Below are 13001 nucleotides of genomic sequence, written 5' to 3'. Positions count from 1 at the left end.
TCATCCTCGAGAAAGCAGATGGCGACCCAATCTCCGACTTTCACTCCTGCAGCCCGCCCGCGCGCTTCGCTGCTCGACGGCCTGCAGGCCTGGCTGCCCAAGCTGGTGCTGGCCCCGAGCATGCTCGTGGTGCTGGTCTGCGTGTACGGCTACATCGGTTGGACGCTGCTGCTGTCCTTCACCAATTCGCGCTTCATGCCGGCCTACAGCTGGGCCGGGCTGACCCAGTACCTGCGCCTGTGGGACAACGACCGCTGGTGGGTGGCGAGCAAGAACCTGCTGCTGTTCGGCGGCCTGTTCATCGGCGTTTGTCTGGTGCTCGGGGTCTTCCTCGCCGTGCTGCTGGACCAGCGCATCCGCCGCGAAGGCTTCATTCGCACCGTTTACCTCTACCCCATGGCGCTGTCGATGATCGTCACCGGCACGGCCTGGAAGTGGTTGCTCAACCCCGGCCTGGGGCTGGACAAGCTGCTGCGCGACTGGGGTTGGACGGGCTTTCGCTTCGATTGGCTGGTGGACCCCGATCGGGTCGTCTATTGCCTGGTGATCGCCGCCGTGTGGCAGGCCTCGGGCTTCGTCATGGCGCTGTTCCTCGCCGGCCTGCGCGGGGTCGATCCGGCCATCGTGCGCGCCGCCCAGGTGGACGGCGCGAGCCTGCCGACCATCTACCTGCGCATTGTGCTGCCGAGCCTGCGTCCGGTGTTCTTCAGCGCCCTGATGATCCTCGCGCACATCGCCATCAAGAGCTTTGACCTGGTCGCCGCGATGACTGCTGGCGGCCCCGGCTACTCCTCCGACCTGCCGGCGATGTTCATGTACGCCCACACCTTCACCCGCGGCCAGATGGGCCTGGGCGCCGCCAGCGCGATGCTGATGCTCGGCGCCGTGCTGGCCATCGTCGTGCCGTACCTGTACTCCGAACTGCGGGGCAAGCGCCATGCATGACTCGACCCTGAAACCGTCGTTCAGCCTGAGCCGCCTGGCGGTGCACGCGACCCTCTGGGGCGCCGTGGCGCTGTACGTGATCCCGCTGCTGGTGATGCTGCTGACCAGTTTCAAGACCCCGGAAGACATCCGAAACAGCAACCTGCTGGCGCTGCCGGATGTGTTCACCCTGATCGGCTGGGTGAAAGCCTGGGGCGCGGTGGGCGACTACTTCTGGAACTCGGTGAAGATCACCGTACCCGGCGTGCTGATCTCCACCTTCATCGGCGCGATGAACGGCTACGTGCTGTCGATGTGGCGCTTCCGCGGCTCGCAGCTGTTCTTCGGCGCGCTGCTGTTCGGCTGCTTCCTGCCGTTCCAGGTGATCCTCCTGCCGATGTCCTTCACTCTGGGCAAGCTGGGCCTGGCCAACACCACCGCGGGCCTGGTGATGGTGCACTGCATCTATGGCCTGGCGTTCACCACGCTGTTCTTCCGCAACTACTTCGTGGCGATCCCCGATGCGCTGGTGAAGGCCGCGCGGCTGGACGGCGCGGGGTTCTTCACCATCTTCCTGCGCATCCTGATGCCGATGTCCACGCCCATCGTGATGGTCTGTCTGATCTGGCAGTTCACCCAGATCTGGAATGACTTCCTGTTCGGCGTGGTGTTCGCCAGCGGCGATGCCCAGCCCATCACCGTGGCGCTGAACAACCTGGTGAACATCAGCACCGGGGTGAAGGAATACAACGTCGACATGGCGGCCGCGATGATCGCGGCGCTGCCCACGCTGGTGGTCTACGTACTGGCCGGCAAGTACTTCGTGCGCGGGCTCACCGCCGGCGCCGTCAAAGGTTGAGGTAACCCCCAGATGTCCACACTCGAACTGCGCAACCTGCACAAGTCCTACGGCAGCGGCCTGGCCGACACCCTGAAGTCGATCAACCTGTCGATCGATTCGGGCGAGTTTCTGATCCTGGTCGGCCCCTCCGGCTGCGGCAAATCCACCCTGATGAACTGCATCGCGGGGCTTGAGAACGTCACCGGCGGCGCCATCCTGGTGGACGGCCAGGACATCAGCGGCATGAGCCCGAAGGATCGTGATATCGCCATGGTGTTCCAGTCCTACGCGCTGTACCCGACCATGAGCGTGCGCGAGAACATCGCCTTCGGCCTGAAGATCCGCAAGCTGCCCAGGGCCGAGATCGACGCCGAAGTAGCGCGCGTCTCGAAGCTGCTGCAGATCGAGCACCTGCTCGAACGCAAGCCCTCGCAGCTTTCCGGCGGCCAGCAGCAGCGCGTGGCCATGGGCCGGGCGCTGGCGCGGCGGCCGAAGATCTACCTGTTCGACGAGCCGCTGTCGAACCTCGACGCCAAGCTGCGCGTGGAGATGCGCACCGAGATCAAGCTGATGCACCAGCGCCTGAAGACCACCACGGTGTACGTGACCCACGACCAGATCGAGGCCATGACCCTGGGTGACAAGGTGGCGGTGATGAAGGACGGCATCGTCCAGCAGTTCGGTACGCCGCAGCAGATCTACAACGATCCGGCCAACCTGTTCGTCGCCAGCTTCATCGGTTCGCCGCCGATGAACTTCATCCCGCTCAAGGTGCAGCAGCAGGGCGGCCGGCTGGTCGGCCTGCTGGACAGCGGCCAGGACCGCTGCGAGCTGCCGCTGCAGCTGGACGCCGGACTGGTCGAGGGCCGCGATCTGATCCTCGGCGTGCGTCCGGAACAGGTGCAGCTGGCCACCGACGGCGCCAACGGCCCCAGCGACCTGCGCGCCGAGGTAGAGGTGGTCGAGCCCACCGGCCCGGACACCCTGGCCTTCGTCACGCTCAATGGCGCCAAGGTCTGCTGCCGTCTTGCGCCGGACCAGGCGCCGCAGCCGGGCTCGTCCCTGCAGCTGCGCTTCGATCCAGTCCGTGCGCTGCTGTTCGACGCCCAGAGTGGCGAGCGCCTGCGCGCCGAGCCGCGCGGCGACGGCGCGAACAAGGTGACGCCGCTGGCCCGCCAGAAGCACTCCTGAAGTACCCCTGCCTGCAACTACGCTAGAAACCAAGACAACGAGGACGCTGGAGATGCACAAGAACAACAAGAACCGGCCTGCCGCACGAACCCTGGGCTGCCTGCTCGCACTGGGTTGCGTGGGCAATGTCGCCCATGCCGCCGATGCCTTCTCTTCCGAGTCCCAGTGGGGCCTGGGCGACTGGGGCGGCAAGCGCACCGAGCTGCTGGAGAAGGGCTACGACTTCAAGCTCGACTACGTCGGCGAGGCCGCGAGCAACCTGGGGGGCGGCTATGACCAGCACACCACGGCGCGCTATTCCGACCAGTTCGCCTTGGGCACCCACCTGGACCTGCAGAAGATCCTCGGCTGGGACGCCACCGAGTTCCAGCTCACCGTCACCGAGCGCAGCGGCCGCAACCTCTCCAACGACCGCATCAGCGACCCGCGCGCCGGGCAGTTCAGCTCCGTGCAGGAAGTCTGGGGCCGCGGCCAGACCTGGCGCCTGACCCAGATGTGGATCAAGCAGCAGTACTTTGACGGCGCGCTGGACGTGAAGGTCGGCCGCTTCGGCGAGGGCGAGGACTTCAACAGCTTCCCCTGCGACTTCCAGAACCTGGCCTTCTGCGGCTCGCAGGTGGGCAACTGGGTCGGCGGCATCTGGTACAACTGGCCGGTCAGCCAGTGGGCCGCCCGCGTGAAGTGGAACTTCAACGACCAGTGGTATGCCCAGATCGGCGCGTACAACCAGAACCCGTCGAACCTGGAAACCGGCAACGGCTTCAAGCTCAACGGCAGCGGCACCGAAGGCACTATCCTGCCGGTGGAGCTGGTGTGGATGCCCAAGGTCGGCGCCGCGCAGCTGCCGGGCGAGTACCGCCTGGGCTACTACTACAGCACCGCCAAGGCCGACGACGTCTTCGAGGACGTTAATGGCAACCCGCAGCCGCTTACCGGCGAGCCGTTCAAGTCCCACAGCAGCAAGCACGGTTGGTGGGTGGTGGCGCAGCAGCAGGTCACCGCGCATGACGGCGACGCCTCACGCGGCCTCAGCCTGTTCGCCAACTTCACGGTGCATGACGAGGCGACCAACACGGTAGACAACTACCAGCAACTCGGCGTGGTCTACAAAGGTCCGCTCGATGCGCGGCCCAAGGACGACATCGGCTTCGGCGTGGCGCGCATCCATGTCAACGACGACGTACAGGATCGCCAGCGCCTGGTGAACCAGGTCAACGGCATCGACGACTACGACAACCCGCTGTACCAGCCCATCCAGGAAACCGAGTACAACGCCGAGCTGTACTACGGCGTGCATGTGACCAATTGGCTCACCGTGCGCCCGAACCTGCAATACATCAGGCATCCCGGTGGCGTTGACGAGGTCAACAACGCCGTGGTGGCGGGCCTGAAGATCCAGTCCAGCTTCTGATTGCTTCCTGGTGCGAATCTGGCCCGTCCGTGCGACGGGCCTTTTTTCATTGGCGCGGGCGCTGCGCGTGACTAGGCTTTGCGAGTAGAATCGCCGCTTTTCATCGAATGTAGTGAAACTACAGCCTCTTTACGCCCCGGAGTGTCCGGGCAGGGATTGGATCAGGACATCCGGATAATGCTCGAGCATCCGCTGCAGCGCTTTTTTCATTCCATGCGGGCCAAGCGCCCCTTCGACTGGGTGCGCTTCCAGCGTCGTGACCTGCTGCTGATCGATCACCCGCAGTGCCAGGCGGTGTTCAGCCGCCAGGGCGCGCAATTGCTGCACTTCCAGCCGCGCGGTGCACGCCCGCTGCTGTGGTGTTCCAGCCAGTGGCCGAGTCTGAGCACCGCACCGATCCGTGGCGGCATCCCGGTCTGCTGGCCCTGGTTCGGCAGCCATCCGGTCGAGCCCGACTGGCCCCAGCACGGTTGGGCGCGCCAGCGCGAGTGGCGAATGCTCGATGCCTGGGCCGACGACAGCAAGGTGGTGGTCAGCTGGCAACTGGACGTCGAGGATTGGCACGTGCGCCTGGAGGCGCGTCTGGGCCAGGACCTGGATGTCGAGCTTTCCAGCTATCACGAGGATGACAGCGACTGCCTGTTCAGCTTCGCCCTGCAGCCATACTGGCGCGTGGGCTCGCTGCGCCGCTCGGTGGTCCATGGCATGGAGCTGGACGGCAAGGCCACCGGCCTGCCCAACACCTGGGTCCCGCGCGGGGCGGTCAAGCAGGTGCTCTACAACACGGGTTCCCTGGTGCTGGAAGATGCCGGTTGGCAACGCCGCCTGCGCATCGACAAGAACGTCGGCGCCGGCAGCGTGATCTGGCACCCCGGCAGTCGCACGGTGGAGCAGGTGGCGGCGGCTGAGGCGGATCGCTTCCTGTGCATTGGCGCTGCAGGCTATCGCGCGGGCGGGCTGATCCTGGCGCAGGGCGAGCGGATGTTGCTGAACCTGCGCGCCGGGCTGGTCTGATCAGTCGCGCGTAGGGCGTACAACCGTTCGCGGTTGTACGCCGATTCACATCGGCCCGTCTTCGGCACCCGCGTCGGATTCGAAGCGCCCGGCGAGCAAGGTCAAACGGCGTATAACGTCGAACGTTATACGCCCTACGCACCTGACACTTCGCAGCGGCAGCTCTTGTAGGGGCGGACCTTGTCCGCGAATCGTTCAGCCTTGCACAAGAGCATTGCGGAGAAGCTCCGCTCCTACGAAAGCAGTGCTTCCCTCAATCTTCCTCATCGAGCTGGTAACGCGTTGGCACCAGGCTCTCCTTGATCCGCCGCAGGTGCGGCTGGAAGTCCACGCCGCGGCGCAGGGTGACGCCGGTGGCGAGTACGTCGAGCACGGTGAGCTGGATGATCCGCGAGGTCATCGGCATGTAGATGTCGGTGTCTTCCGGCAGCGGGATGTCCAGACTCAGGGTGCTGGCGCGGGCCAGCGGGGAGTCGGCGGCGGTCAGGCCGAGCACCGAGGCGCCGTTCTGCCGCGCCAGGTGCGCCACTTCCACCAGCTCGCGGGTACGCCCGGTATAGGAAATCACCACGAACAGGTCGCCGGTGTGCGCCACCGAGGCGATCATCCGCTGCATCAGCACGTCGCTGTGGGCCGATACCGCCAGGTTGAAGCGGAAGAACTTGTGTTGCGCATCCAGTGCCACTGAACTCGAAGCGCCGAGGCCGAAGAAGTGGATCTGCCGGGCCTGGATCAGCAGGTCCACGGCACGGTCGATCACCTTCGGATCGAGCATTTTGTAGGCACTGTCCAGCGAGGCGATGGTGCTGCTGAAGATCTTCCGGGTGTAGGCCTCGGGGCCGTCGTTCTCGGCCACCGCCTGGGCGACGAAGGCCGCCCCGCTGGCCAGGCTCTGGGCCAACTGGATCTTCAGTTCCGGGTAGCCGCTCATGCCGAAGGAGCGGCAGAAGCGGTTCACCGTCGGCTCGCTGACGCTGGAGGCCTGGGCCAGCGCGGCGATGCTGAAACGCGTGGCCTGCTGCGGGTCGCGCAGTATCACTTCGGCGACCTTGCGCTCGGCCTTGTTCAGCTCTTCCAGACGGCTCTGGATCTGCTCCAGCAGGTTTTTCATCCGTGCTCCTTGGGCAATCGACGGTTGGCCGGGTAGAGGCGGCCAGCGGCGCTATCCTAACGTCAGGCCGGCAGGCGACCAACATCGGTGCGAAACGGCAAAAATATGTTGTTTAATTACTACATATTTGTCTTAATGCCGGCGTGTAAGGCTAACTATCGTTCAAAATTTGGTTGGTAACAACAAATGCCTGAAGTCCGCGTTCTGCCCTGCACCCTCGCGCTGTTCGGCGCCCTGGGTGATCTTGCCCTGCGCAAGCTGCTCCCGGCGCTGTATCAGCTCGACCGCGAGAGCCTGCTGCACGGTGATACCCGTATTCTCACCCTGGCCCGCGACGAAGGTGCCAGCGAGGCGCCGCTGACCGTCATCGAGCGACGCCTGCGCCAGGCGGTGCCCGCGAAGGAGTGGGACGAGGCGGTGTGGACGCGCTTCCAGGCGCGCCTGACTCACCTGAACATGGACTTCCTCGACGCCGGCTCCTACACGGCGCTGGCCGAACAGGTCGGCGAGGAGCGCACCCTGGTCGCCTACTTTGCCACGGCCGCCTCGGTATTCGGCGGCATCTGCGAGAACCTCGCCGCCGTCGGTCTCGCCGAGCGCACCCGGGTGGTCCTGGAGAAGCCCATCGGCCACGACCTCGAATCATCCCGCGCGGTGAACGATGCGGTGGCGCGCTTCTTCCCGGAAAACCGCATCTACCGGATCGACCACTACCTGGGTAAGGAGACGGTGCAGAACCTCATCGCACTGCGCTTCGCCAACAGCCTGTTCGAGACCCAGTGGAACCAGAATCACATCTCCCACGTGGAGATCACCGTGGCCGAGAAGGTCGGCATCGAAGGCCGCTGGGGCTACTTCGACAAGGCCGGCCAGCTGCGCGACATGGTGCAGAACCACCTGCTGCAGCTGCTCTGCCTGATCGCCATGGACCCGCCGGCGGACCTGACCGCCGACAGCATCCGCGACGAGAAGGTGAAGGTGCTGCGCGCGCTCGAACCCATCGCGCCGGAGCAACTGGCAACCCGCGTGGTGCGCGGCCAGTACACCGCCGGCTTCATCGACGGCAAGGCGGTGCCCGGCTACCTCGCCGAGGAAAACGCCAACCCCAACAGCGACGCCGAGACCTTCGTCGCGCTGCGCGTGGATATCCGCAACTGGCGCTGGTCCGGCGTGCCGTTCTACCTGCGTACCGGCAAGCGCATGCCGCAGAAGCTGTCGCAGATCGTCATCCACTTCAAGGAACCGCCGCACTACATCTTCGCCCCGGAGCAGCGCTCGCTGATCAGCAACCGCCTGATCATCCGCCTGCAGCCGGACGAGGGCATTTCCCTGCAGGTGATGACCAAGGACCAGGGCCTGGGCAAGGGCATGCAGCTGCGCACCGGCCCGCTGCAACTGAATTTCTCCGAGACCTTCCACACCGCCCGTACGCCGGACGCCTACGAGCGACTGCTGCTGGAAGTCATGCAAGGCAATCAGTACCTGTTCGTGCGCAAGGACGAGGTGGAGTTCGCCTGGAAATGGTGTGACCACCTGATCGCCGGCTGGGGCCGCCTGGGCGAGGAACCCAAGCCATACCCGGCGGGCAGTTGGGGACCGCAGGCGTCTGTTGCCCTGATCGCACGCGACGGGAGGGACTGGTATGGCGATCACTGAACCGAAACTGGCTGAAGGCATGGCCTGGAACACCTGGAACAACGTCGCCGAGCAGGCGCAGGGACTGGCCGCTACCGTGGCCGACGGGTTGCGCGCGGCGCTGGCCGAACGTGGCCGGGCGTTGCTGGTGGTATCCGGTGGGCGTAGTCCGATCGCCTTCCTCGAAGCGCTGAGTAGCGCGGAGCTGGACTGGTCGAAGGTGTCCGTCAGCCTGGCCGACGAGCGCTGGGTGCCCGAGTCGCACCCGGACAGCAATGCCGGCCTGCTGCGTCGCCATCTGCTCAAGGGCGCGGCGGCCCGCGCGCACTTCATCGGCCTGTACCAGTCGGCGGCCTCGCTGGAAGAGGCGGCCGACAAGGCCGACCGTTTCCTGCATGAGCTGAGCCTGCCCATCGATGTGCTGGTGCTGGGCATGGGCGACGACGGCCATACCGCCTCGCTGTTCCCCGGCAGCGCCGGGCTGGTCGAAGCGCTCGACCCGGCGAGCACGCGCCGCTGCCTGCCGATGTGGGCGCCGAGCGTGCCTCGTCAGCGTCTGACCCTGACCCGCGCCGTGCTGCAGGGGGCGCGGCTGCAACTGCTGGCCATCCAGGGCGAGGCCAAGCTGGCCACCCTGAGCCAGGCGCTCAGCGACAACGACGACCAGCGCATGCCGGTCAACGCGTTCCTGCGCGCACCTCTTTCGATCCATTGGTGCCCCTGAGGCACGGAGTTACCGCAATGTCTGAACAACACATCCAGCAGATCGATGCCCTGGCGCAGCGTGCGCGCATCCTGCCGGTGATCACCATCGACCGCGAGGCGGACATCCTGCCCATGGCGGATGCCCTTGCCGCTGGAGGGATCACCGTTCTGGAAGTGACCTTGCGGACCTCGCTGGGGCTCACCGCCATTCGCCAGTTGAGTGAGCGACGCCCGGAGCTGCTGGTGGGCGCCGGCACCGTGCTCGATCCGGAAACCTTCCGCCAGGCGGAAGAGGCGGGGGCGAAGTTCATCGTCACGCCGGGTTGCACCGAGGAGTTGCTGCAGTACGCCGTGACTCGTCCGGTGCCGCTGCTGCCGGGCGTGGCCACCGCGTCGGAAATCATGGCCGCGTACCGCCACGGCCTGCGTCGCTTCAAGCTGTTCCCGGCGAAGGTGTGCGGCGGCGTGGATGCGCTCAAGGCTTTCGGCGGGCCGTTCCCGGACGTGCGTTTCTGCCCCACGGGCGGCGTCGGCCCGGACAACCTGAATGACTACTACCGGCTGGCCAACGTGATGTGCGTGGGCGGCAGCTGGATGCTGCCCAAGGCCGCCATCGACAGTGGCGACTGGGCTACGGTCGAGCGCTTGAGCCGAGAGGCGCTGGCGTTACTGGACACACACTGAGCTGTCCCGGTTTGGACGTGCCCGGCCCTGTGCCGGGCTTTTTTATGGGGGCGAGCGGCTCTTCGTAGGAGCGAGCTTGCTAGCGAACGGATTTCCCCGGCGGCTCTGATGCTCGGGCTGTTCGCGAGCAAGCTCGCTCCTACAGATAACGGATGCTTTGGTGCATCTCAGGGCAAACGATCAATCCACCCCGACGAACCCACCCGTCTGGTGCCGCCAAAGCCGCGCGTAAAGCCCGCCATGGGCCAGCAGCTCGGCATGGCTGCCGCTCTCGACGATGCGGCCGTGTTCCAGCACCACCAGGCGGTCCATGCGGGCGATAGTGGAGAGGCGGTGGGCGATGGCGATCACCGTCTTGCCCTGCATCAGGGTCTCCAGGCTCTCCTGGATCGCCGCTTCCACTTCCGAGTCCAGCGCCGAGGTGGCTTCGTCGAGGATCAGGATCGGCGCGTCCTTGAGCAGCACACGGGTGATCGCGATGCGCTGGCGCTGGCCGCCGGAAAGCTTCACGCCGCGCTCGCCGACATGGGCGTCGAGTCCCTGCCGCCCTTCGGCGTCGCTCAGTTGCGGGATGAATTCTGAGGCGCGGGCCTTCTGGATGGCGTCCTGCAATTCGTCCTCGCCGGCATCCGGGCGGCCGTAGAGCAGGTTGGAACGGATCGAACGGTGCAGCAGCGAAGTGTCCTGCGTGACCATGCCGATCTGCGCGCGCAGGCTTTCCTGGGTCACACCGGCGATGTCCTGGTCGTCGATCAGGATGCGTCCGGCTTCCAGGTCATACAGGCGCAGCAGCAGGTTGACCAGGGTGGACTTGCCGGCGCCGGAGGGGCCGACCAGGCCGATCTTCTCGCCGGGGCGCACCACCAGGTCGAGGCCGTCGATCAGGCCGCCGCCCTTGCCGTAGCTGAACGATACTTGCTCGAAGCGCACCTCGCCGCGATTCACCGTCAGCGGCCTGGCTTCCGGCTTGTCCACCACCTGGCGGGGCAGGGCGATGGTCTGCATGCCGTCCTGCACCTGGCCCACGTTCTCGAAGATGCCGCCGACCACCCACATGATCCAGCCGGACATGTTGTTGATACGGATGACCAGGCCGGTGGCCAGGGCGATGGCTCCCACCGAGATCAGCGACTGGCTCCACAGCCACAGGGCCAGGCCTGTGGTGCCGGCGATCAGCAGGCCGTTGAAGATGGTGATAGTGACGTCCATGGAGGTCACCACGCGTCCGGCGCGCTGGGCCTTGCGAGTCTGGTCGTCGATGGCCTCGCGGGCGTAGTTTTCCTCCTGGCGGGTATGGGCGAACAGCTTGAGGGTGGTGATGTTGGTGTAGCCGTCGACGATGCGGCCCATGAGTTTCGAGCGCGAATCGGATGCCGCCACCGAGCGGCGCTTCACCTGCGGCACGAAGTAGCCCAGCGCGCCGACGTAGCCGATCACCCACAGTACCAGCGGGATCATCAGGCGCCAGTCGGCCTCGGCGAACAGCACCAGGGCGCTGAGGGTGTAGATGACCACGTGCCAGATGGCGTCCACCACCTGCACGGCGGAGTCGCGCAGGGAGTTGCCGGTCTGCATGATGCGCTGGGCGATGCGCCCGGCGAAGTCGTTCTGGAAGAAGCCCAGGCTCTGCTTGAGCACGTAGCGGTGGTTCTGCCAGCGGATCAGGTTGGTCATGCTGGGGTTGATGCTCTGGTGCACCAGCATGTCGTGCAGGCCGTTGAACAGCGGGCGCAGGATCAGCGCGACCACGGCCATCCAGATCAGCTCGCGGCCGTGCAGGGAGAAGAAGTCGGCGGGGGCGGTGCCTTGCGCGAGGTCGACGATGCGCCCCAGGTAGCTGAACAGCGCGACTTCGATCAGCGCGACGATCAGGCCGACGAAGAGCAGGGCGAGGAACACTGGCCAGACCTGGCGCAGGTAATAGACGTAGAAGCGGATGACGTCGGACGGCGGCATGCGCTCGGGGACGTCACGGAAGGGGTCGATCAGACGTTCGAAACGACGGTAAAGCATGATTCTTCTCAGGTTGGTAGCGGGTCCGTCCTGGACCCGCTGGATATGGCCTCCGTCAGGCGTGTGCGCGGGACATCACAGGCGCTTGGCGGAGAGGATGACGACCGGGGTTTTCGGCACGTCCTGGAACATGCCGCGGTTGCCGGTCTGGACCTGGGCGATCTGGTCGACCACACCCATGCCGCGCACCACCTTGCCGAACACGGCATAGCCGAAGTCGCGGGCGCCGTGGTTGAGGAAGTCGTTGCCGGTCAGGTTGATGAAGAACTGGCTGGTGGCCGAGTCCACTGCGCTGGTGCGGGCCATGGCCAGGGTGCCGCGCTCGTTGAGCAGGCCGTTGTCGGCTTCGTTCTTGATCGGCGCCTGGGTGTCCTTCTCCTTCATGGCCTCGGTGAAGCCGCCGCCCTGGATCATGAAGTTGGGGATCACGCGGTGGAAGATGGTGCCGTTGTAGAAGCCGCTGTCGACGTAGGACAGGTAGTTCTTCACGGAAATCGGTGCCTTGTCGGCGTACAGCTCGATCTCGATTTCACCCGAGGTGGTGGACAGCAGCACGTGCGGCTTGTTGGCGTCGGCAGCGAATGCCGAGCCGGCCAGGACCAGGGAGCAGGCAGCGAGCAGGAAGCGTTTGAACAGAGTCATTTGGCGGATGTTTCCGTTAGGTTCTAGGGATGGTCGACCTGCTCGAGGAAGTCGAGCAGGGTGGTGTTGAAGCGTTCCGGCTGATCCAGCGGCGTGGCGTGCCGCGAGTCCTCGATCACCACCAGGCGGGCGTTGGGCAGGTGCCCGACGTAGGCCTGCTTGAGCGAGACCGGGGTGTAGTCGCGGTCGGCGCTGATCACCAGTGTGGGACAGGTTATGCGCGCCAGGCGCTCCTGCACACCCCAGCCGATGATGGCGTGCAGGCTGGAAAGGTAAGCGCGTTTGTCGTTCTGCGGCCAGCGCTGCTGGATCTTGCGGCGCAGGTCGGCCTGCTCGGGCTTGGGAAAGAGCAGCTTGCCCAGCGCTTTGCCCACGGTGTCCAGGCCCAGCACGTGGGCGAGGAACAGCCGGCGCGCCACTTCCAGGTATTCGCGCAGGGTGCGCGGTTTCACTTCCGGCGCGCTGTTGACGATGGTCAGGCTGTTCAGGCGCTCCGGCCAGCGGGTGGCCAGCTCGAAGCCGATCATGCCGCCCATGCTGATGCCGACCAGGTGCACGCGGCCCAGGTGCAGGTGGTCGAGCAGGGCGATCACGTCCTCGGCGAAGGCGGCGATGCTGTAGCGCTCGCGCGGCTTGTCCGACTGGCCGTGGCCGCGTACGTCGAGGGCGATCACCCGGTGACGTTTCTCCAGCTCCGGCACCTGGTATTCCCAGTCGCGGGTGCTGGAGCCAAGGCCGTGCACCAGCAGTACCGGGGTGCCGAATCCGCTTTCCTCGTAATGCAGGCGGTGGCCGGCGTGGTCGAAGAAGGGCATGACGGGCTCCTTGCT

General features: G+C 65.7%; 12 protein-coding genes. 8 read left to right on the top strand and 4 right to left on the bottom strand.

The annotated features are described in order from the left end of the window. The first annotated feature begins 18 nt into the window (after positions 1-18). The 5 genes from SD196_RS19555 to SD196_RS19535 all read left to right on the top strand — a co-directional run bounded on the left by SD196_RS19555 (position 19) and on the right by SD196_RS19535 (position 5381). Positions 19-945 carry a carbohydrate ABC transporter permease gene (locus SD196_RS19555; protein WP_275610871.1) on the top strand — a complete coding sequence of 309 codons (927 nt, stop codon included), beginning with the start codon at positions 19-21 and terminating at the stop codon, positions 943-945. After that, positions 938-1783: a carbohydrate ABC transporter permease gene (locus SD196_RS19550; RefSeq protein WP_275610872.1), complete on the top strand. Its 846-nt coding sequence runs from the start codon at positions 938-940 to the stop codon at positions 1781-1783. The genes SD196_RS19555 and SD196_RS19550 overlap by 8 nt, the downstream gene beginning before the upstream one ends. A gap of 12 nt (positions 1784-1795) precedes the next feature. Next, positions 1796-2956, top strand: coding sequence for an ABC transporter ATP-binding protein (locus SD196_RS19545; protein ID WP_416310582.1), 1161 nt, complete (start codon positions 1796-1798; stop codon positions 2954-2956). 52 nt (positions 2957-3008) lie between these two features. After that, positions 3009-4367, top strand: a complete 1359-nt coding sequence (locus SD196_RS19540) for a carbohydrate porin (RefSeq protein ID WP_416310581.1) — start codon at positions 3009-3011, stop codon at positions 4365-4367. Positions 4368-4544: 177 nt separating this feature from the next. Next, the gene (locus tag SD196_RS19535; RefSeq protein ID WP_343572601.1) at positions 4545-5381 is read left to right on the top strand and encodes a D-hexose-6-phosphate mutarotase; all 837 of its coding nucleotides are present in this window, start codon (positions 4545-4547) and stop codon (positions 5379-5381) included. Positions 5382-5634: 253 nt separating this feature from the next. On the opposite strand, the gene SD196_RS19530 is transcribed toward SD196_RS19535, so the two are convergent. Then, entirely contained in the window at positions 5635-6492 is an 858-nt protein-coding gene (locus SD196_RS19530) for a MurR/RpiR family transcriptional regulator (protein ID WP_275610876.1), read from the bottom strand. 186 nt (positions 6493-6678) lie between these two features. On the opposite strand from SD196_RS19530, the gene zwf reads away from it, so the two are divergent. The 3 genes from zwf to SD196_RS19515 are packed head-to-tail and all read left to right on the top strand — an operon-like array spanning position 6679 to position 9516. Next, a complete protein-coding gene (gene zwf, locus SD196_RS19525; RefSeq protein ID WP_416310580.1) occupies positions 6679-8148 on the top strand; it encodes a glucose-6-phosphate dehydrogenase in 1470 nt (489 codons plus the stop codon). Then, a complete protein-coding gene (gene pgl, locus SD196_RS19520) occupies positions 8135-8851 on the top strand; it encodes a 6-phosphogluconolactonase (RefSeq protein ID WP_416310579.1) in 717 nt (238 codons plus the stop codon). The genes zwf and pgl overlap by 14 nt, the downstream gene beginning before the upstream one ends. A 17-nt stretch (positions 8852-8868) precedes the next feature. Further along, the gene (locus SD196_RS19515) at positions 8869-9516 is read left to right on the top strand and encodes a bifunctional 4-hydroxy-2-oxoglutarate aldolase/2-dehydro-3-deoxy-phosphogluconate aldolase (protein WP_416310578.1); all 648 of its coding nucleotides are present in this window, start codon (positions 8869-8871) and stop codon (positions 9514-9516) included. A gap of 180 nt (positions 9517-9696) precedes the next feature. Here SD196_RS19515 and SD196_RS19510 read toward each other — a convergent pair whose 3' ends face one another. The 3 genes from SD196_RS19510 to SD196_RS19500 form a co-directional block, all read right to left on the bottom strand. Next, positions 9697-11529 carry an ABC transporter ATP-binding protein gene (locus SD196_RS19510; protein WP_416310577.1) on the bottom strand — a complete coding sequence of 611 codons (1833 nt, stop codon included), beginning with the start codon at positions 11527-11529 and terminating at the stop codon, positions 9697-9699. Between the two features lie 75 nt (positions 11530-11604). Further along, positions 11605-12165: a peptidylprolyl isomerase gene (locus SD196_RS19505; RefSeq protein WP_275611919.1), complete on the bottom strand. Its 561-nt coding sequence runs from the start codon at positions 12163-12165 to the stop codon at positions 11605-11607. 29 nt (positions 12166-12194) lie between these two features. Continuing rightward, positions 12195-12986: an alpha/beta fold hydrolase gene (locus SD196_RS19500; RefSeq protein WP_275610881.1), complete on the bottom strand. Its 792-nt coding sequence runs from the start codon at positions 12984-12986 to the stop codon at positions 12195-12197. Positions 12987-13001 lie beyond the last annotated feature (15 nt).

Origin of the sequence: Pseudomonas macauensis (genome assembly GCF_047902425.1) — a bacterium.
In the GTDB taxonomy this organism is placed as follows: Bacteria; Pseudomonadota; Gammaproteobacteria; order Pseudomonadales; family Pseudomonadaceae; genus Pseudomonas.
The sequence above is the reverse complement of the archived record's forward strand: the minus strand, read 5'-3'. Positions and strand labels throughout refer to the sequence as shown.